At 35.2% G+C, this 25,225-nt stretch carries 21 protein-coding genes; 3 read left to right on the top strand and 18 right to left on the bottom strand.

Translation table 11 applies throughout. The features are described 5' to 3' along the window. The first annotated feature begins 39 nt into the window (after positions 1–39). Positions 40–705, top strand: coding sequence for a TerC family protein (locus ACSVDA_RS01820; RefSeq protein WP_320208108.1), 666 nt, complete (start codon positions 40–42; stop codon positions 703–705). A 354-nt stretch (positions 706–1,059) separates the two neighbouring features. On the opposite strand, the gene spxA is transcribed toward ACSVDA_RS01820, so the two are convergent. The 8 genes from spxA to ACSVDA_RS01780 form a co-directional block, all read right to left on the bottom strand. After that, the gene (spxA, locus tag ACSVDA_RS01815) at positions 1,060–1,458 is read right to left on the bottom strand and encodes a transcriptional regulator SpxA (RefSeq protein ID WP_214483288.1); all 399 of its coding nucleotides are present in this window, start codon (positions 1,456–1,458) and stop codon (positions 1,060–1,062) included. A gap of 567 nt (positions 1,459–2,025) precedes the next feature. Continuing rightward, on the bottom strand, positions 2,026–2,214 hold the full coding sequence (locus tag ACSVDA_RS01810; protein ID WP_214483286.1) for a hypothetical protein: 189 nt from the start codon (positions 2,212–2,214) through the stop codon (positions 2,026–2,028). Positions 2,215–2,262: 48 nt separating this feature from the next. After that, complete coding sequence (locus tag ACSVDA_RS01805; RefSeq protein ID WP_485880365.1) at positions 2,263–3,471, bottom strand: putative glycoside hydrolase; 1,209 nt, start codon at positions 3,469–3,471, stop codon at positions 2,263–2,265. A 683-nt stretch (positions 3,472–4,154) separates the two neighbouring features. Continuing rightward, complete coding sequence (locus ACSVDA_RS01800; RefSeq protein WP_485880363.1) at positions 4,155–5,093, bottom strand: ABC transporter ATP-binding protein; 939 nt, start codon at positions 5,091–5,093, stop codon at positions 4,155–4,157. Positions 5,094–5,099: 6 nt separating this feature from the next. Further along, positions 5,100–6,152, bottom strand: a complete 1,053-nt coding sequence (locus ACSVDA_RS01795) for an ABC transporter ATP-binding protein (protein ID WP_485880361.1) — start codon at positions 6,150–6,152, stop codon at positions 5,100–5,102. A gap of 11 nt (positions 6,153–6,163) precedes the next feature. Then, positions 6,164–7,111, bottom strand: a complete 948-nt coding sequence (locus ACSVDA_RS01790; RefSeq protein WP_485880359.1) for an ABC transporter permease — start codon at positions 7,109–7,111, stop codon at positions 6,164–6,166. A gap of 1 nt (position 7,112) precedes the next feature. Continuing rightward, a complete protein-coding gene (locus tag ACSVDA_RS01785) occupies positions 7,113–8,045 on the bottom strand; it encodes an ABC transporter permease (protein ID WP_320258251.1) in 933 nt (310 codons plus the stop codon). A 133-nt stretch (positions 8,046–8,178) separates the two neighbouring features. Continuing rightward, positions 8,179–9,834, bottom strand: coding sequence for a peptide ABC transporter substrate-binding protein (locus ACSVDA_RS01780; RefSeq protein ID WP_485880357.1), 1,656 nt, complete (start codon positions 9,832–9,834; stop codon positions 8,179–8,181). Positions 9,835–10,417: 583 nt separating this feature from the next. On the opposite strand from ACSVDA_RS01780, the gene trpS reads away from it, so the two are divergent. Further along, complete coding sequence (gene trpS, locus ACSVDA_RS01775) at positions 10,418–11,410, top strand: tryptophan--tRNA ligase (protein WP_485880355.1); 993 nt, start codon at positions 10,418–10,420, stop codon at positions 11,408–11,410. A 206-nt stretch (positions 11,411–11,616) separates the two neighbouring features. After that, the gene (locus ACSVDA_RS01770; protein WP_485880354.1) at positions 11,617–13,710 is read left to right on the top strand and encodes a methyl-accepting chemotaxis protein; all 2,094 of its coding nucleotides are present in this window, start codon (positions 11,617–11,619) and stop codon (positions 13,708–13,710) included. Positions 13,711–13,816: 106 nt separating this feature from the next. On the opposite strand, the gene opp4C (ACSVDA_RS01765) is transcribed toward ACSVDA_RS01770, so the two are convergent. The 10 genes from opp4C (ACSVDA_RS01765) to opp4A (ACSVDA_RS01720) form a co-directional block, all read right to left on the bottom strand. Next, positions 13,817–14,722, bottom strand: a complete 906-nt coding sequence (gene opp4C, locus ACSVDA_RS01765; RefSeq protein ID WP_320208117.1) for an oligopeptide ABC transporter permease — start codon at positions 14,720–14,722, stop codon at positions 13,817–13,819. A gap of 13 nt (positions 14,723–14,735) precedes the next feature. Next, a complete protein-coding gene (gene opp4B / locus ACSVDA_RS01760; RefSeq protein ID WP_485880352.1) occupies positions 14,736–15,701 on the bottom strand; it encodes an oligopeptide ABC transporter permease in 966 nt (321 codons plus the stop codon). A 34-nt stretch (positions 15,702–15,735) separates the two neighbouring features. Further along, entirely contained in the window at positions 15,736–17,505 is a 1,770-nt protein-coding gene (gene opp4A / locus ACSVDA_RS01755; protein ID WP_485880350.1) for an oligopeptide ABC transporter substrate-binding protein, read from the bottom strand. 193 nt (positions 17,506–17,698) lie between these two features. After that, a complete protein-coding gene (locus tag ACSVDA_RS01750) occupies positions 17,699–18,682 on the bottom strand; it encodes an ABC transporter ATP-binding protein (protein WP_485880349.1) in 984 nt (327 codons plus the stop codon). Positions 18,683–18,691: 9 nt separating this feature from the next. Continuing rightward, the gene (locus ACSVDA_RS01745) at positions 18,692–19,702 is read right to left on the bottom strand and encodes an ABC transporter ATP-binding protein (protein ID WP_485880347.1); all 1,011 of its coding nucleotides are present in this window, start codon (positions 19,700–19,702) and stop codon (positions 18,692–18,694) included. A 508-nt stretch (positions 19,703–20,210) separates the two neighbouring features. Then, positions 20,211–20,960, bottom strand: a complete 750-nt coding sequence (locus ACSVDA_RS01740) for a DUF3603 family protein (RefSeq protein WP_485880345.1) — start codon at positions 20,958–20,960, stop codon at positions 20,211–20,213. A 148-nt stretch (positions 20,961–21,108) separates the two neighbouring features. Then, complete coding sequence (locus ACSVDA_RS01735) at positions 21,109–21,318, bottom strand: YuzI family membrane protein (RefSeq protein WP_320208123.1); 210 nt, start codon at positions 21,316–21,318, stop codon at positions 21,109–21,111. Positions 21,319–21,537: 219 nt separating this feature from the next. Further along, positions 21,538–22,455 (bottom strand): oligopeptide ABC transporter permease, encoded by a 918-nt coding sequence (gene opp4C / locus ACSVDA_RS01730; protein WP_485880343.1) that lies wholly within the window; start codon positions 22,453–22,455, stop codon positions 21,538–21,540. A gap of 12 nt (positions 22,456–22,467) precedes the next feature. After that, positions 22,468–23,433: an oligopeptide ABC transporter permease gene (gene opp4B, locus ACSVDA_RS01725; protein ID WP_485880341.1), complete on the bottom strand. Its 966-nt coding sequence runs from the start codon at positions 23,431–23,433 to the stop codon at positions 22,468–22,470. Between the two features lie 40 nt (positions 23,434–23,473). Continuing rightward, a complete protein-coding gene (gene opp4A / locus ACSVDA_RS01720) occupies positions 23,474–25,225 on the bottom strand; it encodes an oligopeptide ABC transporter substrate-binding protein (protein WP_485880339.1) in 1,752 nt (583 codons plus the stop codon).

Below are 25,225 nucleotides of genomic sequence, written 5' to 3'. Positions count from 1 at the left end.
AAAAAATAGCGATATTATTTACTTAACAGGAGGACGAGAATGGATTTTGATTACGTAATTACAATCATGATGATTATTGGAATTGACATCGTATTAGGCGGCGATAATGCTGTTGTAATTGCCTTAGCAACAAGAAATCTTCCTGAAGCTAAAAGGAATAAAGCAATCTTTATAGGTACTACCTTTGCTATTATTGTTCGTATTTGTTTAACTATTATTGCAGCTTTATTAATGACTATCCCGTTATTGTACATGATTGGTGGAATATTACTTCTCCGAATTGCTTATCAATTACTCGTGTCAGAGAGTCAAGATCAAACAACACTCAAAGCAAGTACTTCTTTATTTATCGCTATTCGAACAATTGTCTTTGCAGATATTATAATGGGTTTAGATAATGTAATTGCAATAGCTGGGGCCTCACAAGGACATTTTCCACTCGTAATAATCGGCGTGTTAATCTCTGTTCCAATTATTATTTGGGGCAGCAAACTAATATTATACATAATGGATCAATACCCTATTATTATTTATATTGGAGCAAGTATTTTAGCATTTACTGCCGGAAGAATGATTACGCATGAATTATATTTCACACAATTTTTCAACCACTATAATTACGTAAAACTCATTATACCATATATTTGCATTTTACTTGTAATTGCAAGTGGATATATTAGTAATCGGATCAGAGTAGTTCGTTAAACGGCACAAGACTTTTAAATTAACTACCTTTGATAAGCTCTTTATTTAGTCTTGTAAAAAAACTAGAATGCATCCACAAATCGGAACTTTGCTTTTGTTAATAGCATCTGACGAAAACCAACAAGCTATTCGTTATAAATCTCAGCTTATGCTATGGCCTTGATTGTTATATGACAATTTAAAAAATACGTACAAAATAGAGTTCGTGAAATTTTTTCTTCTTTAATACGAATACACACATATACAACCAATATTTGCGTATTTTTAAATTAGTATTAATAGCAGAAAAGTTTGCAAAATAACTTAAGCTAAAAAACTTCTACATCGAAATGTAGAAGTTTTTTTTATTCCAGATTATTGGTTAACTAATTTTTGCGCTTCTTTCAATTGAAAAGTTCGGACTTTACGTGGTAAAAACCTTCTAATTTCATCTTCGTTGTAACCTACTTGAAGTCTTTTTTCGTCAATAATTATTGGTCTCCGTAACAATCCAGGGTTTTCACGAATAAGACTATACAATTCATTCAATGGTAAAGTATCAACATTGACATTTAATTTTTGAAAAGTTTTTGATCTTGTAGATATAATTTCATCTGTTCCTTCTTCTGTCATTCTTAAAATCTCTTTAATTTCTTCGATAGTTAGAGATTCTGAAAATATATTTCGTTCTTTAAATGAAATATCGTGTTCCTCTAACCAAGATCTCGCTTTGCGACAGGAAGTACAACTTGGTGATGAATATAAAGTTACCATTGTTTCTTCACTCCCATAATTTATGTGGATAGAAAGCTCACATAAGAAATAATTTCATAAGATAAAAGTTACCAAAAGTTCAGTATATCTGATAAGAGAATGTATAACCAATTGTACGAGCAAACATGTTGTAACATTATAGTTATAAACAACTCTTCAGCTTATATTCTCACCTTTTGATACTCTCTAAAATGTTATACGTAAATAAATATAAAAAGTTTCAAAAAAAGAAAAAAAAATCTAAATTGAAATGAATCTAAATAAGTAATGTCTATCGATAATTATACAATAAATATATTTAGAAAGATATACTTTTTTCAATTAATTATGTGTAAAAAAACCCAGCGACAGCTAGGTTTTTTCTTATATATATTTTATTCAGGTTAAATTTTCCTAAAATGCAACTTGTATCTAATCGTATTGAATCTTTATGAGCAGACTGTTTTCTCATTGACTGTATTCGAAATAACAATTTAAAACGGATACAACTAGTTCGTAGCACCTTTCCTACATTAACGATGTTAACAATCGTTAAAACTAGGTTTACAAAAATAGTCTCCTGCTAATTTAATTTCTCTTCCCTCCAACACTTCTCCAACCGACTTGTGTATTTGCAGATTGATTAAAAGATTCAGCTTTCTTTCTTCCTCCGAAAAACTTTTCTCCAATACCATTTAACATGACTCCCATCATAGCGGTAATACCTATGATTAGTACAGCTACTATAGCAAAATCAGTAAAATAATCAATAACCATTCCAATACCTCCATTGATTTATTTCTATCGACCTTCACAAGTAATTTCCTAGTTCAACGGGGTATAATCTACATTTTCTGTATAGGAGTTACCTGCATTCCAAAGTAAAAATTCATTTATACCATTTTCATTCAAAGCTCTAATTTGATCCTCTACTTCAGCTTTGCCATATGGTTTATAGTTACCATTTCCTAACCAAGAAGCAGTAAAATCTTGAAGCCAAGGTCTAGAAATAGGACTATTAGCTAACTCCTTTAACTTCTCAGCTTCAACCTTAATGTATTCTGTAACTAGTTTATACGGTTCTAAATCTGGCTTTTGAATACCGAAATATGTTGTCCAATGACTAGGATAAATCATTGACGAAATAACGTCAACATTTGCTGATATTTTAGAAAAATTTTGCCCTATCCCTGGAGCTTCAGGCAATGTTGCTGTATAACCAAAAATATCCACTGATACTTTTACTCCATATGGCTTAAGCTTTTCTTTTGCATAGGCAACAAAATCTGTAACTGATTGAACACGCTTTTGAACATTATCTATATCCTTGCTTGCATATTCTCCCATACTGTACGATAAAATTGAATCGCGTTTTTCAAACCCTTCTGGAAATCTCACATAATCGAATTGAATTTCTTGAAACCCTAGCTTTGCTGCTTCAATTGCTATACCTACATTATAATCCCAAACTTCTTTTATAAATGGGTTAACGAAAGATTCCCCTCGTCTATTTGTCCAAATATTATTCTCCTCATTAAATGACCATTCAGGATATTTATTTGCAAGGACGCTATCTTTGAATACTACAATCCGAGCAATTGGATATATTTTCTTTTCTTCTAGTGTCTTTAACATAACTGAAGGATCTTTAATGTAGTTTTTTCCAATTTCTTTATATGGTTGGTTTTCTGGTATGTATGTCATATTTCCATAATCATCTTTTATGTCTATTACCATTGCATTTAAATCCGATGACTCAACTAAATTAACTAAAGAACCAAATTTATCTCCACCCGCTGAATGGCCTGTCACATAAATCCCTCTTACTGCGTCCGGGTATTCAAAGGACAACCCAGAATCAAACATGTAACGAGGTAGCTGTTCAGGTAGGCTCTTTTTATTTACAACTGACCTTTTTATAACGTGATTACTTACCGAAGTTGTCTCTATTTGCTTAGCATACCCATCTGTACCAAACAAAAAAAACAACATACTAGCAGTTATAAGTGTAATAAAATATCTCTTTATATTCATAAATGAGTGTTCCCCCAACTAAGATGAATTAATTTAATTATAAATCAAATAACTAATTTTTGGGGTAATGTTTATCAAATTATTTTATTTTTTGGCTATTATATTGTTGTAATTCGAGCATTTTTTGACCTATCGTTTGATTTAGCCTCAACCAACTTATATGATGAATAGCTCGTCTAACATTTTAATTTTCTTAGTGTGCTAAAATAGTGCGTTTATTAGAACATAGGACGGCTAGATAGATAATATACAACTTTCAAGTATAAAGGACAAGAAGTGTTAATTACTTAGGTTTGTTTCGCATCGATTGTTGCTTTTCGTACTAAGAAATAAATACGTATAAACCAGGCTTTCGTGGTATGTTTCTTCTCTAAAGACTATAATAATTATTTCATACACATTAGTTACTCAAATGTAAGTGAAAAAAAGCAACAAAGTATTCGAAAAGAACCATTACTAAAAAATATGGAAAACAACAATCCATGTTCTTAATAGAAGGCTTTCTCATTAATTGGTGTTTTCGAATGTAATCTCAACTATCATTCTTGGCATCTTGCCTTCTAAAAAACGATGTCAAATTTTTTGAAACTCCTTCTTACTATGCTAATTTGGTAACAATAGCAACAAGGTTTACGAAAAGAGGCTAAAAAAAGAAGATCCCTTAAAAAAGAGATCTATCGTTACTATTTCCGTTCTTCTTTATAACGTTTGTATTCAGACTCTGAGCAATAGACGAAATGCCCTGGTTTAATTTCTCTCATTGCAGGAGCTTCAGCGTCATAATTATGCTGCAAAGGGTCATAAATTATTCTTTTACGAGAGCGCTCATGTTCTGGGTCAGGCAATGGAATTGCTGATAACAGTGCTTTCGTATAAGGATGAATTGGATCGTTATAGAGCTCATCACTGCTTGCTAGTTCTACAATTTTCCCACGATACATTACACCAATTCGATCACTAATGTATTTGACCATCGAAAGATCATGCGCAATAAATAAATATGTCAATCCTTTTTCTTTTTGTAACTGTTTCATCAAGTTCACTACTTGAGCTTGAATAGATACATCCAACGCTGAAATAGGCTCATCTGCAATGATAAATTCTGGATCTACTGCTAGTGCCCTTGCAATACCTATACGTTGTCTTTGTCCGCCACTGAATTCATGGGGATAACGACTCGCATGCTCACGATTAAGTCCAACGATTTCTAGCAGCTCATGGACTCTATTCATTCGATCTTGTTTAGAAGAAGCGAGGCCATGAATATCAATTCCTTCTGCTATAATGTCAGATACTTTCATTCGTGGATTTAGTGACGCATAGGGATCCTGAAAGATCATCTGCATTTTTCGATTAAAAGATTTTAATTCTTTTTTCGACTTCTTCCCGTGGACATTCTCCCCACCAAAAATAACTTTGCCATCAGTTGCATCATATAAACGAATGACCGTTCTTCCTGTAGTAGATTTTCCACAACCTGATTCTCCAACTAAGCCAAACGTTTCACCTTTATATATATCAAAGGAAATACCATCAACAGCTTTTACTGTGTTTTCTTTGCTAACTTTAAAATGCTGTTTAAGATCTTGAATTTCCAACAATTTTTCTCTTCTATTCGTCATTTTCATTTACCCTCTTTCATGACTGCGTTTGAAAGATTCATATTGCTTTTTCATACGCTGCACTATTTCAGGTGGCTCAACTTTCGGTGCATTTTCATGTAATAGCCATGTTTTTGCATAGTGAGTATTTGATACTTTAAACATCGGTGGTTCCATTTCAAAATCAATTTTCATCGCGTATTCACTTCTCAATGCAAATGCATCTCCTACAGGTGGGCTAATTAAATTAGGTGGTGAACCTGGAATCGCATATAGCTCATCCTCGCTGCCTTCAAGACTTGGCATTGACCCTAATAACCCCCATGTGTATGGATGTTCAGGACTATAGAATATTTCATCTACTGTCCCAGTTTCAACAATCTGCCCAGCATACATAACCGCAACGCGATCAGCTACGTTTGCTACAACGCCTAGATCATGGGTAATGAATATAACTGCCATATCCATCTTTTCTTGTAAATCCTTTAATAACTCGAGAATCTGCGCTTGAATGGTCACATCGAGAGCAGTTGTAGGCTCATCACAGATCAATAGTTTTGGACGAGATGATAATGCAATCGCAATGACAACACGTTGCCTCATACCACCACTAAATTGGTGAGGATATTCATCCACACGCTTTTCTGGCATTGGAATACCTACCATGTCCAGTAAATTAATCGCTTCTTTTTTTGCATCAGCGTTTGACATACTTTGATGCTTGATTAAACCTTCCATGATTTGATGCCCGACTTTCATCGTTGGATTTAATGAAGTCATCGGATCTTGGAAAATCATCCCAATATCTTTACCGCGGATTTTTTCCATCTGTTTCTCTGATTTTTGGACAATGTCTTCACCATTAAACATGATCGAGCCCCGTACATACTCCCCTGGAGGTGTTGGAATAAGCTTCATAATTGACTGTGTTGTCACACTTTTCCCTGAACCTGACTCACCAACGATAGCTAGCGTTTCTCCTTTGTTTACATGAAAATTTACGCCACGGACTGCCTTTACTTCTCCTGCAAAAGTGTGAAAAGAAATAGCTAAATCGTTTACCTCTAAAATTGGCTTCATTTTTCTCCCCCCTATTTTCGTAGTCGTGGATCAAGTGCGTCTCGTAAGCCATCTCCAACGACATTAAAAGCAAAAATGGTTAAACATATAAATATAGCCGGGAAGAATAATTGCCACGGATAATATTTCATTGCTGGTACACCTTCACTTGCCATCGTTCCCCAGCTAGCGAGCGGTGCTGGTACACCAAGGCCTAAGTAACTTAAGAAAGCTTCAGTAAAGATCGCCGCAGGAACCGTTAATGTCATTGTAATTAAAATGGGTCCCATTGAGTTGGGAACTAAATGTCGAGCCATAATTCTTTTCGTATTTGCACCTAACGTTTGAGCTGCTAACACATATTCCTGAGACTTTAATTGTAGGACTTGCCCCCGAACGATTCTAGCCATATTAATCCAACCGGTTATAGACATCGCAATAATCATTGTTGTTAAGCCTTGTTCTAATACAACCATTAGCAAAATTACAACTAACAAATATGGAACAGCTGTTAAAATATCGGCGATACGCATTAATATTTCATCCGTTCTCTTGCCGAGATAACCTGCTAAACCACCCCAAATGATACCGATAATTAAATCAATTGTTGCAGCCGCTAAACCGATAAACAATGAAATTCGCGCACCATGCCAAATTCTTGTAAACACGTCACGACCAAGGCTATCTGTACCAAACCAATGTTCACTTGAAGGTGCTTTATTCGCTTGGGTTAAATCATTTGTCGCATAATCATAGGGGGTCAAGCTTGGACCAACCCATGCCATAATTCCGAGTATGAACAATAAAAAAATACCGAATACAGCTAATTTATTACTTTTAAAGCGCAGCCAAACATCTTTCCAAAATGTGATGCTTTTCCCTAATTTTTCTGCTTCATGTGCTTCAGCATTTGTTCGTTCGAATAATTCTTTAGGTAAGTTCTGTTGTATCGTTTGTGATTCTTCTAATTGTTTATCCATATTAATCCCCCTTCTCTTGAGCAAGCTTAATACGAGGATCAATTAATCCATATAATATATCCACTAAAAGGATTGAAACGAGTAACAATATACTATAAAACACAGTTACACCCATAATCGTTGTATAATCACGGTCTGTAATCGACCGAACAAAGTGGCTACCTAGACCAGGAATACCAAATATACTCTCGATAACAAAGCTACCTGTTAATATCCCAGCAGTTAGTGGACCCATATAAGAGACTACAGGCATTAAAGCATTACGAATCGCATGCTTGACAACGATAACGGTATTCTTTATACCTTTTGCTTTCGCCGTTCTTATATAATCTGAAGCTAACACTTCAAGCATGCTTGATCTAGTAAGTCGTGCGATAAATGCCAGCGGTGTCGACGCTAAAGCAATCGCAGGTAAAACATGGTAAGAAAATGATTCAAATCTTGCGACAGGAAATACCCCTAATTTTATCGCAAACACATATTGTAAGACCGATGCCATGATAAAGCTTGGTACAGATATCCCTAATACCGCTAAAATCATCACAGAATAGTCTTGCCATTTATTATGCCTGAGAGCTGAAATAACACCGAATAGTACACCAAAAGCCAATGCTAGAAAGATAGCCTCCAGTCCTAGTATTAACGACACAGGGAATCCTGAATTAATAAAGTCATTTACAGATTGACCCTTATATTTAAATGATGGACCGAAGTCCCAACTAGCGACTGAAACTAAATAATCAAAATATTGAACATACAATGGTTGATCAAGCCCATAATATTCATTTAATTTTTGTTGAATCTCCGGTGGTGGCGGCTTTTCCGAAGTAAATGGGCCTCCAGGTGCTGCCTGCATGAGAAAGAAAGTAACAGTAACAATTAACACAAGTGCGATTAACATAAAGCCTAAACGCTTTACTATATATTTAAACAAGGGTTTACACCTCCACAATATTCTGACAAAACCCTAATCGTAAAGAATGGTATACGGAGAAAGTCTCCATATACCATTACTTATTAATGCTATAAAACAGCTAATAATGTACATTTAACCATTTTGAAAAATATTATTCTTGTACGAAATAAGCCCATTTATATTGTGCATCACCTAAACCGGATACTACAACATCTTTTAAATTATCTTTTTTCACGTACTTATTTGTGTAGTAATAAATTGGCATTGCAGGCATTTCATCCATGAAGATTTCTTCAGCTTGTTTTAACAGATCTTTACGCTTTTCTGGATCAGTTTCCGTATTAGATTCATTTAACAAGTTTTTATACTCTTCATTTTCCCAACGAGTGTCGTTGTTGCCACCAATTTCTTTGTAAATTTCTAAGAAGTTCATTGCATCGTTGAAATCACCTAACCATCCAAGACGAGCGATTTGGAAATCACCAGCATCCATTGCGTCAAGATGAACTGCAAACTCTTGGTTTAACAATTCAACTTCTATGCCTAGATTTTTCTTCCACATATCTTGAATAGCTTGAGCAATCTTGGCATGTGCTTCAAGAGTGTTGTAAGAAAGTGTAATTGATGGTAAATCATCTACACTTGCAAAACCTTCTTCAGCTAACCCTTCCTCTAAAAGCTGTTTTGCTGTCTCAATATCTGCATCTTTAAAGTAACCTTGATCTTCAGCTTCAGGGAAGATTGTCGGTGGTATAATTCCCAATGCTGGAATTTCTCCACCTTGAGAAATATTATCTACAATCGCTTGACGGTCAATTGCATACGCGAAAGCTTTACGGATTTTTGCATTATTAAATGGTGCTTCTGATGTATTAAACTTGTACCAATAAACACCAGCAATTGGATTGATTGATAATGCACCTTGATCTTTAAGGGTTGGAAGTGCTTCTGTAGGTAAATTTCCTGTTGGGTTCCCAGCCCAATCCAATTCGTCATTATCAAACATCGTTAATTCAGTATTTGCATCATTAATCATGACTATTTCAATTGTTTCAAGCTTAACATTATCTGCATCCCAATAATGTTCGTTCTTTTCTAATATGATCTTATCGTTATGTTCCCAAGTAGTCATTTTGAAAGGACCGTTTGATGTATAATCATCTCCAGCATCTAAAGCCCAATCTGCGTTAGCTTCTGCGATTTTGCTATTTACTGGATAGTAAGTATAAAATGCTGTTAGTTCTAAGAAATATGGTGTTGGATTTTCCAATTGTACTTCAAGTGTCTTATCATCAATAGCTTTGACACCAACATCATCAATTGAAACTTCACCTTTTGACGCTGCTTCAGCATTTTTCACATAATATAATTGATATGCATAGTTTGCTTCTCCTGAATTAAGGACCCATTTCCATGCATATTCAAAATCATTAGCAGTTACAGGATCTCCATTTGACCATTTAACGTCATCACGTAGAGTAAATGTATAAGTAAGTCCATCTTCCGAAACTTCTATGTTTTCAGCCATCGCTTCTTCAGGGCTACCTTCTTTACCAATACGAGTTAATCCTTCAAACGTCTGTAATAGTACTGCTGAAGAAGTCGTATCTTCTGCTAAACTTGGATTTAAAGTACTAGGTTCAGAATTATTATTAATTCTTAGAGTTTGGTCTTCTGCTAAAGTTTCTTCACCAGTAGTACCAGTATCTTCTTCTTTTGCAGGTTCTTCTGCTGTACCACATGCAGCTGCGAACACGCTCAAAGCAAGAATTAATGTTAGAAGTAATGACATTTTTGTCTTCTTCATGTTGTGTTTCTCTCCTTTTCATTAAATTTTCATGTTGAGTAGTTTTAAAACCACAAAATTTATTATACAAGTTTTCGACTTAATGTGCATAAATTTTGAATACGATAATAATTGATATCCCTGATACGGTTACCATTCGACACGAATAAATAGTACTATATACCTATAAAATCGTTGTATTTATTATGTTTATTTTTGTTTTTATTACAAAAATAAACCAATGAAATATTTACCTATTGAACTTCCCCTTTCTATATATGTATTTTTATTACATTGAGTGAATAAAAAAAGTCGTTATTCTTTTATTGAAATAGTTTTTACTTACTCGCATTTTACAGTCTTTAGTATGCTAATTTTCTTTGTTTTTATAATATAAAGTTTGCATTTACTATTTTTTTTTTATATAATTTTGCAATACTTATAATTATATTAAAATGCTGTGTTTTTTTGCTTTTAACTAAAGATGATAAAGTTGTGACATATAAATAAACTTGCACTTTTCTCATTACATCATTCATTTTGTCATCTTTACATATCAGAATGTCCATTAGTTTAGGAACTTAAATATAAGGAGTAAAATGATATGAAAACTATTTTTTCGGGCATACAGCCGAGCGGATCCATCACATTAGGAAATTACATTGGAGCAATGAAACAATTTGTAGAATTGCAGCATGAGTATCAATGTTATTTCTGTATTGTTGACTTACACGCGATTACCGTACCACAGGACCGATTACAATTAAGAAACAATATTCGGAGCTTAGCAGCTCTTTATTTAGCAGTAGGCATTGACCCTCAAAAATCCACATTGTTCATACAATCGGAAGTACCTGCACATGCTGAAGGAGGTTGGATGCTCCAATGTATTGCTCATATAGGTGAGCTTGAACGTATGACACAGTATAAAGATAAATCATCAAGTCGTAATGATGGAGTTTCAGCTGGTTTGTTAACGTATCCACCTCTTATGGCTGCTGATATTTTATTGTATAATACTGATCTCGTTCCAGTGGGAGAGGACCAGAAGCAACATATTGAATTAACCCGTGATTTAGCTGAACGCTTTAATAAAAAATATAATGATATCTTCACCATCCCTGAAGTTCGAATATCTAAGCATGGGGCTCGTGTAATGTCACTTGTAGATCCTACAAAAAAAATGAGTAAATCTGACCCAAATACAAAATCATTTATTACTTTATTAGATGATGCAAAAACTATTGAGAAAAAAGTAAAAAGTGCCGTAACTGATTCAGACGGTATCGTTAAATTTGATAAAGATCAAAAGCCAGGAATTTCAAATTTACTTACGATATATTCCGCTCTTACCGGTCAGCCAATTTCATCAATTGAGCAACAATATGAAGGCAAAGGTTATGGAGTATTTAAATCTGAACTAGCTGATGTCGTCAAACAATCACTGACTCCTATACAAGAAAAATATAATCATTTAATGGAATCTAATAAATTGGACGACATATTAAGTGAAGGCGCTGAAAAAGCAAATTATAATGCAAATAAAATGCTAAGAAAAATGAAAAATGCGATGGGGTTAGGTAGAAAGATGAGATAGTTTCAGATCTTTCTTTACCTTCTCTAAGATAGGAAGTGTGACGTATTAAGTTTCAAACGTCACACTTTTTGTTTGCTTAAAAAACTATACTATAAATCCACTTCTATTTACCTTGTTCTATTAAGTAATTTTTCGATATCAATAGTTTCCTTTTCATAAATAATGGTATAATTGCTATAATTGATTATTTTAAGGGGGACTATTGTGTGCGAAAAAACAAGAACACGATGAAAATAGCAAAAAAACATACAAATCGTACAAAACCAAAAATAAACATACACGGAATTGGCATTAAAATAAATTTGCTATTTTTAATTTCTATGATTACTACCGGCTTGTTACTTATATTAATTATTACACCTTACGTCACAAAGAAAATGGAAGAAAATATACAAACTCAATCTTTGATGGTTGCTGAAACTCAGTTACAGTCATTACAAGGCTACGTTAACACAACAGTTGAAGAAATAACACTCATGTCAGAAATGTTAATGAATGAAACTGATCAAAATATTAGTAAAGGTTATTCTAGAATGCGCTCTTCAAATTCTAAATTTTTAGATATTTATCATATTAACGATAGCGGAAATGAAGAGTTGAGACAAGGGTATTCCATCTCACGTTCAGATCGAAGTAATGATGAAGCATATAATAAAGCCATGCAATCTGGTCTCTTTATTGGCAAGATTAAAGAAAGTAAATATACAATGGGACCCGTTTTTACATTAGAAGTGTCTAAAGTAGTAACAGATTTAGTTAAAAAACCGATAGGTGTTATTGGAACATACATAGATATCCGTACTGCTTGGAGGGAACTTAGAGGAACTGCATCCAATACAGACCAAAACATGTTCCTCGTGTCATCTGCAGGATTTGGAGTTGCCTCAGATGAACAGTCTCAACTAGAAACCAATGATCAGGAATTGATGTCATTTCTTGACCACGAGGGTGTAAGTGATATGGTTTCAAAAGTAGAAGGGAATGAGTTTGCGGAAGGTACTTCTCTATTAAGTGGGGTCGGAGTGTTTAAAAATGAAAATGGTGATGAGCAAGTAACCTCTTATGTATATGATCATGAGCTAGGTGTTGCAGTCTTTGTAGATACTCCTGTGTCAATCGCTTTTGGAGCAGTAACAGAAATACGAAATGTTATAATTCTTGTCATCGTCCTATCACAAATTGTGATTACATTTATAGCTTTTATATTTTCAAATCGACTTGTAAAGCCCTTAAAGAAATTAATGATCGTTGCTAAACGTATTGCCAAAGGTGACTTAACGAATACGACGAACATCACTCGTAAAGACGAGATCGGTCAATTGGCCAAGTCATTTGACGATATGATTATAAGTTTAAATGATATCGTTAGAAATACTAAAGAAGCCTCAAACGTAACCCTTAATACATCAGAACAATTGAGACAGACAGCTAACGAAGTCGCTATCTCATCTGAACAAATAACAGCAGCCATTGATGAAATTGCACAAGGATCAGAGTATCAAGCTGCTATAAGTCAAGAAACAGACGACAAAATAGATCAATTTATGGAAATTGCTACTCAAATAGATAAGCAAAGAAATGAGGTTGTTACAACAGCCGAAGAAACACAAGATACGATTGTTGATAATCAAACCATTTTGGAAGATGTCATCACCGGTGTTCAAGCATTAGCTGATGCGACAGATCAATCTTCTACTGAAGTAAAAATACTAGAAGATAGGACAAATCAAATTCGTACAATTCTTGAAACTTCAAGAGATATAGCTGATCAAACAAATTTATTAGCGTTAAACGCGAGCATTGAAGCAGCACGAGCTGGTGAGCATGGTAAAGGTTTTGCTGTTGTAGCTGATGAAGTCCGAAAACTTGCGGAAGAAAGTAGAAATGCCTCTAACAAAGTAGAAGAGATTATTTCAAGTGTGCTTGATTCAATATCCAATGTGAATAAAACAATGATACAAAGTATTGAACAAGCACAAAAAGAAACTGAGGCGGCCGAAAAAGCAAAAACGGCTTTACTACAAATAAATGCATCTATGGATAAAGTTGTACTTACGATCAATTCTATGAATGATTTATTAGGAGAACAAAAAACAAGTGTCACTTCAATTCAGGACCATTCAAAGCAATCTTCATCTTATGCGATGCAAACAACTTCAAGCACAGAGGAAGTCGCAGCTTCAGCTACTGAAACAGCTGCTAATATGGCCACTGTTAGTGAACAAATTGAGAATTTATTGTCAATGTCGCAAGAACTAAATAAATCTGTTGAACGATTTAAAGTAAAGCAAGACAACTAGAAGAATTAACGCATTCATATGTCTTCTATAGCTCAAAAATAGTCAGTGCCGATTTCCCTATATTCATATATAGGACAAGGGACTGACTATTTTTAAGTTCTCTTTCTCATCGAGCTGATTTCGGATTAAAGGCATCTTTTAAGCCCTCTCCTATAAAATTAATAGATAAAATAGTTAACGTTAAGATTGTTGCAGGGGGCACCCAAATCCATTGCTTGTTTTGAAGGGTATCAGTTTCTCTAGCAACTGACAACATATTTCCCCAGCTTGGGACGGTTTGTGGAACTCCGAAGCCAAGGAAGCTTAAACCTGTCTCGGCAACGATCATACTTGCAAATAAGAGCGATGCTTGAACTATAATTGTCGAAGCTACATTCGGGAGTAAATGCCTTGTAATCACTTTAACTGGTGAACACCCTATTGATTGTGCTGCTAAAATATACTCATTTTCTTTTTCGGCAAGTATTTTACTCCGTACTATTCTAGCAACTCCTCCCCATGCTAACACACTAATAATACCAATCAATACCCAAACACCATTTACTTTTCCTATAAAAATAGAATTTACTACAATGACGAATACTAAAAAAGGAAAATTTAAAATAAAGTCAGTAAATCTCATCAAAGCTCCATCTACAAAACCTCCAAAATACCCTGCTATCGACCCAATAATTGTTCCTAGCAATATGATTAAGAAAGTACACGACATACCAATTACTAACGATATTCTACCACCATATAGCAAGCGAGTGAAAACATCGCGCCCGCTTTTATCAGTTCCAAACCAATGGTCTGCTGAAGGGGCAAGTCCCATCTCTCCTACATTAACTCTTGTAATATCAGCAGTCGTTATATAGGGTGCTAAAAACGATATGATACATATGAAAGCAAGAAAAATGGCGCTGATCATGGCAAGTTTATTCTTTAAGAATTTACGACGAGCAATGGCCCAAGGAGATTGATTCTTTCTTGCTTTTTTTACCTTGATTGATTGATCTGTTTCTACTTCCATACAACCATTCCTCCTATTCTACTCTAATTCGAGGATCGACTATACCGTATAAAATATCTGCTATTAAGTTACCTATTAACGTTAATAGTGACAACATCATTACAATCGCCATCACAACTGCGTAATCTCTACTATTTATAGACCCTATGAATAAATTACCTATGCCTGGATAAGAAAAAATTGTTTCAGTAATAATTGCACCACCTACAAGTGCTGCAAAATCAAAGCCTAAAAAGGTAACAAGCGGAATGATTGAATTTCTTAAAATATGTTTATTATAAATTGTAGATTCTTTCGTCCCCTTCGCTCTCGCTGTTCGAACAAAATCTTTACGACTACTTTCGATAATATCATTACGTAAAAACTGCGTATACGACGCCGTACTAAATGCCCCTAATACGATTGCTGGTAATAAGACATGGTGTAATCTACTTTGCCAATATGCTAGTGTACCTCCTTCTAGACCGATCGTTACTGAACCATGTGATGGAAACCAACCGAGTTCAAATGCAAAGAAATATATTGAGACGATAGCCGCAACAAATGATGGAATTGCTAAAACTAAATAGTTAAAGCCACCTATCGTATGGTCAGCAATTGTATAAGGCTTTCTACCCGCATAACTTCCCATAAAAAAAGCGAGAACATACGTAATTAATAAAGAAGTAACGCCTAGCAAAATTGTATTAGGCAAACGCTCAAAAATGACTTGTTCTGCTGGAATTTTATATTTTGTAGATTTTCCAAAATCACCTTGAACAAAGTTTGTTATCCAACGCTGATACTGAACAGGAATTGGATCATTGTATCCTAGCTTTTCTCTCATTTCTTCAATATACTCTGGATTAGTATTTGACGGATCGATTTCTCCACCAAGTGGATCCCCTGGCATGAGCATTGCCAGGGAAAACACTACAAAGGAGATAAGGAGTAACATCGGTATCATGCCAAGTAATCTTCTTAGTATGAATTTAATCATCATCATTCTCCTTATCTAGCATTATCGTAAATTGTTACTCTGAAATATACCAAAGGTGAACATCATTTTGTGCACCTACTGAGTTAATATGCGTACCTTGAAGCCTATTATTCACTGCCCATAGGTCATACAACTCCATAATTGGTAACACCGGCACTTCTTCATTAAAGAATTGCTGCCATTCTTTATAGATTTCCATGCGTTTTTCCGTATCAGTACCTACAATTTCCATATCTAATGCATCATCTAACAATCTGTCATTTTCCGCATCTACCCAACGCGTGTAATTGAACTTTGCATCTGATCCCCATAATGGTGATGGGTCTGGGTCTGTCCCGGTATACCAACCACCATAGAAGACTTCAAGCTCTTGGTCATCATTTTCAAGCATGTCATAATATAAATTGACTTCAATTAAACCACCAGTTGCAAACTGAGCATCAAGCCCAACGTCTTGCCAATATTGAAGGATTGCTTGTGCACGTGCTTCATAAGTCGGATTACTCGTAGCATAATGTCCAAACTTAACGGTGAATTTTTCACCATCTGGATTATCTCTCAATCCATCACCATCAACGTCAACATAACCAGCTTCATCTAGTAACTCCATTGCTTTTTCAGGACTGTATTCAAATTGGTTCGTTAACATGGCGTTTTCAGCTGCAATCCAGTGCACAGAAGGAACAGGTCTATTAACTGGTTGTGCTAGGCCGCTAAAAAATGCATCAACCCAAGCTTGACGGTCAATTGCGTACAACATCGCTTGCCGTAGTTTTTTGTCCTGATATTTCTCAATATTCATGACGTTTTTATCGCCATCCCACTCTCCCATTTTGAAGCCAATATAGTAATATGATAATCCTGGTATTTCTAATAGATCGATGTTATTTAATGCTTCAACTTCGCCTAAATTTGAAGGGTGAACACCCATCATATCTACTTCCCCGTTCTCAAGTAAGCCTTTCGTTAACGAGCTGTCAATCACTTTAACTACAATCCCATCCAAATATGGCCTTCCTTGATAGTAGTCATCAAAGCGCTCCATCTCAACATATTCACCAGGAACAATTTTCTTTACTTTAAAAGGACCTAAACCAACAGGATTTTGACGAACCTGAGGTGACCCAGACATATCTTTCACTTCGATTCCTTCAAATTCAGCTCTATTCATTGGATATGTCCATAAATTCTCTAAATTATTGACTCGAGCTTTATCAAATGTGATTTCAATCGTATAATCGTCAATGACATTTAAGCCACTTATATTGTCAGCTTCTCCAGCACGAAATTCTTGTGCACCTACGATATCACTAACATTCACAAAACGAACTCCGTCATAGTCTGGATGTGCGATCGTTTCTAGTGAAAATACCCAATCGTGAACAGTTAATTCATCTCCGTTATGCCATTTTACACCTTGTTGGAATGTGAAAGTGTAGTTAATGTTGTCGTCTGTTGTCCAATCCGCTATACCTGGAACGTATTGGAGATTATCGTCAACACCAATTAAATTTTCATCAAAAAAAGATAAAATATCACCGTCAACAGATCCATCATAAAAAGCAAAGTTAAATAAACCGTCAAACTCTGATTCTACAGCGTACGTTGCAACTCCACCTTCAGTAGGTCCCTCTTCTACCACCTCTTCTTCATTTTCATCTGTCACTTCTTCTTTATTTTCTTCTGTTACAGGATCTTGACTATCTCCACTTGTTGATTCACCATCATCACCTCCATTACACGCAGCTAGGAAAAGTGAAAGTACTAATAACAATGACATAACAGATAACTTATGTTTTTTCACAAAAACACCCCCGAGTTATAATTTTTCCCCTAAATTCACGTTGTTTAACTTGGCTGTTTTCGTATGAGATGTTGTTTTAATCCAGAAAGATAGTTACGTATACCGTATGGTTCGTGTCATCTTTCCATCTCTAAAATAGTTGTATATTCCTGTCCTCATCTAGTTAAAAATTGTGAAAAAACGAAAAGAGCCGTTAATATAGATGGCAAGCAACTGAATGTCCTTGTTTCACCTCCTTTAAAGATGGCTTCACTTGTTCGCACTCCGGCTTTGAATGTACACAACGAGGATGAAATGGACAACCTGTTGGGGGATTTGCCGGACTAGGGACATCTCCATGTAAAATGATACGCTCCTTCTTTGCTGTAGGGTTAGGTTGTGGAATTGCTGATATTAACGCTTGTGTATATGGATGCAGCGGCATTGAGTATAAACTATGATTTTCACCGATTTCTACTATTTTACCTAAATACATTACTCCAATCCGGTCACTCATATGCTTCACTACACTTAAATCATGTGCAATAAATAAATAAGTTAAGTTGAAAACATCTTGTAGTTCCTTAAGTAAATTAAGGACTTGTGATTGCACAGAAACATCTAGCGCAGATACAGGTTCATCAGCTATGATAAATTTTGGCTTTAATGCTAGTGCCCTAGCGATACCAATCCGCTGCCTCTGACCACCAGAAAACTCATGAGGATACTTGTAATAAGAGTCCGTAGGTAAACCGACTTTTTCGAGCAGATTCATAACCTCACCTTTTAAATCTCTTTTAGTGATTTTAGAATAATTCCGTATAGGCTCAGAAATAATATCTCCAATCATCTGTTTCGGATTTAATGACGCATAAGGATCTTGAAAGATCATTTGAAAATTACGTCTTAATTTTTGTAATGAACTTCCTCCAACTTTAGTAATATCTTGTCCTTCAAATACAATACTTCCATCTGTAGGGGCTATCAACCTTAGCAACGTTCGTCCAGTTGTGGATTTTCCACAGCCTGATTCTCCTACTAGGCCAAATGTTTCACCCATATTAATTGTAAATGATACATCGTCAACCGCTTTCACATGCCCTACAGTTCTACGAAAAAATCCTCCTTTTATGGGGTAATATGTTTTTAAGTTCTTAATTTCAACTAGAGAAATATCATTATCCGTTGCTCTTAACATGTCTTACCCTCACTTCTTTAATTGACTAGTTTCATATAGTAAACACGAAACAAAATGTGATTGTTCAGTTTCTACTAACTGTGGAGTTATATCTTTGCATTGTTGTTTCACTTCTTGACAACGGTTGGCAAACCGACACCCGACATCCGGCAAACGTGTAATAGAAGGAACGATCCCTTCAATAGAACCTAATTTCTCTACTACGGTATCCATTTTAGGGATGGATTCCAATAAAGCTCTTGTATATGGATGCTGTGGTTTACTAAATAATGTCTCAACGTCCGCAGATTCTACAATCTTTCCAGCATACATTACGAGTACTTCATCACACATTTCAGCAACAACACCTAAATCATGAGTAATTAATATAATAGACATATCATTTATTTCTTGAATATCCTTAAGCAAATCTAAAATTTGTGCTTGCACAGTAACATCCAAAGCCGTTGTAGGTTCATCTGCAATGAGAAGTTTTGGTTGGCATGCAATTGCCATAGCTATCATGACCCTTTGTCTCATTCCTCCTGACAATTGATGTGGATATTCATCAACCACCTTTTCCGGTCTAGAAATACCAACACTTTTCAAGAGGGCAATACTTTTATCTCTTGCCATCTTCTTAGAAATCTCCAAATGGTTTAACAGGACTTCCTGCACCTGGGATCCTATCGTAAAGACTGGATTTAGCGCTGTCATAGGTTCTTGAAATATCATAGTTATGTCTTTTCCCCGAATACTATTTATCTCCTTGTCACCCATCTTCTCTAAATGTTTTTCCTCAAAAATTATCTCACCGTTAATTTTCCCGATACCCTTTGGCAACAGTGACATAATAGATAATGACATAACACTTTTTCCACATCCTGATTCACCGACGATGCCGACAATTTGCTTTGGCCTTACAGTAAATGACACTTGATCAACAGCATTATAGTATTCTCCATCAACTTGAAAAGCTGTCTCTAAATTTCTAACTTCTAATAGTGGTGATACCGTTCTTGAATGAGAATTTATACCCATAGTACACCTCAATATTTTGACTCTTTTCGGTATTTTGTGGGGATCTTCTTACTAACTACAACAACTAGAATAAAATTTACGATTGAATAATAGTTATAAACTCTAGTTTTATACTTGTTGATTCCAAGTTCGAAAATAGTCATAAATTATTTTGAAATTTCACAATTTCCAATTCACATTCAATATATTACAAGCATTACAAATACATTACAAAATTTAGTTATTTATCAAAATTTTGTGAGCTTTATATAAGTAGATAAGGTATAATTTCCCCCATTCCGTATTATGATTTATCTTTATTTAAGCATCTATTTTTCAATACAAAAATTTAAGCTCTTTTGGTAAACTTAGTTGCAATTGTTCCAAATCTAAAAGATAAAACGAAGTTTTAATCAAAAGTGACCTTGATGACACATCGGTAGTGTTGTAAGTATTTATTTCAATTACAACAATCAATGTGAAAACAATCAAAATAAAAAAGTAATCGGATAATAGCCCGATTACTTTTTTAATTAACTTTCGACTCTTGTTCTAACTCCCACAATTTTTCAAAAAATGGTTGTCCTTTTATTAAGTTTTCACATAAAAGCTCATGTTTACTACTCCAACCCGATTTTGCTTCCTCATATAAACTATACCAAGCTTCTTTAAAAGTCATTTGTTGTATATTTTCATAATGTTGTGGTTTCCATTCAGTATACCAATATCTTATTTGTGCAGCATTTTTTGTTTGGTATAGCTGGTCTAAGGCCATAAACAATAGCTGTTTAAGTTGTCTTTCTTTTCTCGTTAGTCCGCTCATTAACTCTGGTTCAAGAGAAAGAATATGGTATTCCTTTTCTTCATTATGATGAAGTTCTATTGCATATGCATCTGGTTCTTTATCTTGGACCATTTCATATACCAATTGCTCTTGTCTTGGTATAAGTCTGCTTTTTCTTATAGGTATATGGTATCCTATTGTATCAATTGCAACAATTCCTGACCCATCCGTTACAACAAAACAATACTCTAACTGTTTTCGTTCATGATTTTTCCGAATGAATGCTTTCTTATGTACATCTTCTAGCAGCTGTGCAGGTAATTCCATTAAATCATTTTCAATATAAGCATAGAGTAATGTATCTACTTTAATCAATGGAACTTGATCTAATAACTCCACACTATCGTCACTTCTCCATTCATGAAAGTGACATACATTATATCCGTTCTCTTCACCTTCAAACCAGTTTACCCAAACATCATGAAGATACAACATACTTTTACCCCTCACTTCACTACTGTTTGTCAACAGTATAGGCAGAGTACTATAAATTTATTCCATTATTTGAAACTAATCGATACTGTTTTTCCTCTTATTCATATTTTGGATAGTAAAATTGACCATTATCTGTGTGGCATAATTACTATTCTTCATTATCAAACTGTAAATAAATACTGAGCCAAATAATACAGATTCCTATTACTAATAAATAACTTTCTACCCTTTTGCTAATAAAGATGACATAGTCCATAACTCCTACACCGAGTGTGAGCAAGTTTAAGTAAGCTATAATGCTAATTCCCCCGGCAACACAAAGACCAAATCCTACAAGAAACAAAAACAAGCGGAACATTAGTTAGCTCACACTCCTTTTAGTGATATTAACACCATCATTTATGTCAAAAGAGTCAATTGATATATATAGTGGAAAAGCACATGTCTGTCGAATATAGCAAATAACTGTTAACGGATTAATACTTGTCCTATGGAACTTATTCATATATATGAAACGAATGTAAAAAAAAGTAGTCAAAAAAAAATCTATCACTATTAAAGTGATAGATTTTTTAAATTATCGGCTAGATTTCGGATTAAATGCATCCTTCAAGCCTTCACCTACAAAATTAATTGAAAGAATCGTTAAAGCAATTGCTAAGCCTGGTGGAAGCCATATCCACCATTTATATTGTAAAACATCTGGGCTACGTGCTTCTTGAAGCATGTTACCCCAGCTCGGAGTTGTCATAGGAACACCAAAACCAAGGAAACTTAAGCCAGTTTCAATAACTATCATTACCGCCAATAAGAGTGTTGCTTGTACGATAATAATAGACATGATATTTGGAAATAAGTGCTTTCTAATAACTTTCGCTGGTGAACAACCAATTGATATTGCACTTAGAATATACTCATTTTCCTTTTCAGCTAATACTCGTCCTCGGACTATACGAGCCATACCTGTCCAGCTTAATATACTAATAACAAAAATGAGAACAGCAATACCTGATTCAATAAAAATCGCTTTCAATACGATTACAAACGGTAGGAACGGAAATATTAGAATAAAATCCGTAAATCTCATAAGTACTGAATCAACCTTACCTCCGAAAAATCCAGAGGTAGCACCAATAATTGTACCGATAATAGTAAGGATTAGCGTAATTGAAAACGCAAGTAATAATGATGTCTTTCCTCCGTGAAGAACACGGTCAAATACTTCTCTCCCAGCTTTGTCAGTACCGAACCAATGCTCAGATGATGGTTCCTGACTAAGTTGAGTTGTGTCGATAATATTCGTTTCTTCCATCGGTACCGTTAACGGTTCAGCTAGCATACTTACAGTAGTAATAAATAGCAAGAATACTAAGCTAATCATAGCTGGCTTATTACGTAAAAATTTTCGTCGAGCTATTGCCCACGGTGATTGTTTTTTGGGACGTTTTATTTGTGGTATAACAGAGTTTGCTTGATTTGACACTGATGGTTCCATCTTTTCACCTCACTAACCTAAACGGATTCTCGGATCAACTATCCCATAAAGTAAATCCGCTAATAAATTACCAATTAACGCCATCATTGACAGTAGCATAGTGATTGCCATTAAAACTGAATAGTCACGGCTATTCATCGATTCAAAAAACAGGTTGCCAATGCCTGGATATGTGAAAATCGTTTCAACGATGATTGCCCCACTTAATAAAGATGCGATATCAAAACCTAATAATGTTACGATCGGTATAAGAGAATTGCGTAATATATGTTTATTATAAATAGTGCTCTCTTTTGTACCTTTCGCTCTCGCTGTACGAACGTAATCTTTACGTGAGCTTTCGATTATATCATTTCGTAAAAATTGCGTATAACTTGCTGTAGACATTGCACCTAATACTAATGCAGGTAAAATCGTATGCTTTAATTTACTCATATAATATTCTAATGTTCCAGCCTCAACACCCGAACCGATACTACCAGTTGCTGGTACCCAGCCTAATTTAATAGCAAACACGTAAATTGCAACTAATGCCGCAACAAAACTTGGAATCGCTAAGGCAATATAATTATAGGTTGAGATAAAATAATCTCCTGTTTTATAAGGATATCTTCCTGCATGTCTCCCCATCAAAAATGACAAAACATAAGCAATTAGAAGTGCAGATATTGCGAGTAAGAGTGTGTTTGGAAAGCGAGAAAATACTAGCTCAGATACATCACGTTTATGAACAAATGAATCTCCGAAATCTCCTTGTAGTACGCCGCTTATCCAACGAAAATATTGCTCGTGAATTGGGTCATTTAAACCCATTTTTTCACGCATCTCTGCAATATATTCAGGGTCAGAATTGAGCGGATCAACTTTACCCGAAAGGGCATCCCCTGGCATTAGCTTAGCCAGGGTAAATACCACTACGGAGATAAGGAAAAGTAACGGAATCATTCCTAATAGTCTACGAATCGTATATTGTAGCATGTCGGATCTCCTTATCGTACAATTTCATTAAATGTTGCTTTTATTCTGTTACATTCCATAAATGGATGTCAGTACTAACTCCAAATGGATCAACAGTAACACCTTTTAGACGTTTGTTAATTGCCCATGGATCTTGACGTTGTTCAAAGAAAATAACAGGTAGCTCTTCGTTAACAAGTTTTTGCCACTCGTAATAAATCTCTTTACGGTGCTCAATTACATCTTTGTTTGGATCCTCTGGGAATTGGATACCTGCTTTAATTAGCTCGTCAGACTCTTCGCTGTACCAGCGCCACATATTCCACTTATCAGTACTTAACCAAATACCAGCTGGATCTGGGTCTGGTGATAGACCCCATGCACCGTGGAATGTTTCAACTGATGGATCATCTGCTTCAATCGTATCATAGAATAAGTTGAAGTCTTTTAACGTACCGCCGTTTAATTGTGCATCAAGTCCAACTGCTTGCCAAGCTTGTAGCACGAATTGAGCGCGGATCTCAGATGTTTCTGCTCCACTCATCGCATCAAAGTTAATCGTGAATTTGTTACCGTCTGGATCTTCACGGAAACCATCGCCATCAACATCAACATAACCAGCTTCATCTAAAAGTTCTTTTGCTTTTTCTGGATCGTAATCATATGTGTTAATTTGATCATCTGGAATTTTTGCCCAAGAAACAGATGGAATTGGAACATTAAGCGGTTTACCTAGTCCACTTCTAAAGCTATCTACATATTGTTGTCTATCGATTGCATACGCCATTGCATGACGCAACGTTTTGTTTTGGAATTTAGGGTTGTCACTCACAACGACATTGTTTTCAGTATCATAATAACCCATATCAAAAGCGATATAGCTGTATGACATAGAATCTACTACGACATTTTCAAGATTTGGTAAATCTTTAACGATTTCCCACTGATCTGATAGAGCTTCCATAATATCGATTTCGCCACTTTCAAGTAAACCTGATGATAATGCACCATCAACTACTTTATACACAACACCATCAAGATACGGCTTTCCTTGCCAGTAATCATCATTACGTTCAAATTCAACCATTTCACCAGGAACGATGTTTTTAACTTTAAATGGACCAACACCAATTGGGTTTACACGAACTTGATCAGAATCAGGAACATCTTTAGAAGATAAATCTCCATAATAATGTTTTGGTTCTGGTGCTGTCCAAATGTTATCAATTAAGTTAACAGATGGTTCTGTTACTTTAACTTCAATCGTATAATCGTCTACTACCGTAATACCTGAAATTGTGTCAGCATTACCTTGTTGGTAATCCTCAGCACCTTCAATCATTGCAACGTTTGCAAAACGAGCTCCTTCATAGTCTGGATCAGCGATTAAGTACCAAGCATATTCCATATCCTCAGCAGTTAACTCTTCACCATCGTGCCATTTAACGCCTTGCTTTAAGTTAAACGTTAAAGTCATGTTGTCTTCAGAAAGCTCCCAATCTGCAAGGTTTGGTACAGTTTGTAAGTTCTCATCAGTTTTAGTTAAACCTTCATGCATAAACTGTAAAATCTCTGAATCATCTTGTCCTTCATAATAAGCATATGACAATACACCTTTAAATGGTTGGTTAAAACCAAATGTGACTGTCCCGCCTTCTTTAGGACCTTCTGTTGTAGCTTCAGTTTCGTTTGAATCAGTTTCTTCTGAGTTATTATCGTCTGCTGGCGCTGATGCGTCATCCCCGCCACCACAAGCAGCTAAGAACAATGCTAACACAAGCATTAATGAAAACAGCCATAATGATTTTTTCAT

Origin of the sequence: Cytobacillus sp. Hm23 (assembly GCF_051842895.1) — a bacterium.
Classification (GTDB): Bacteria; Bacillota; Bacilli; order Bacillales; family SM2101; genus Nanhaiella.
This window is presented reverse-complemented; position numbering and strand designations above follow the sequence as displayed.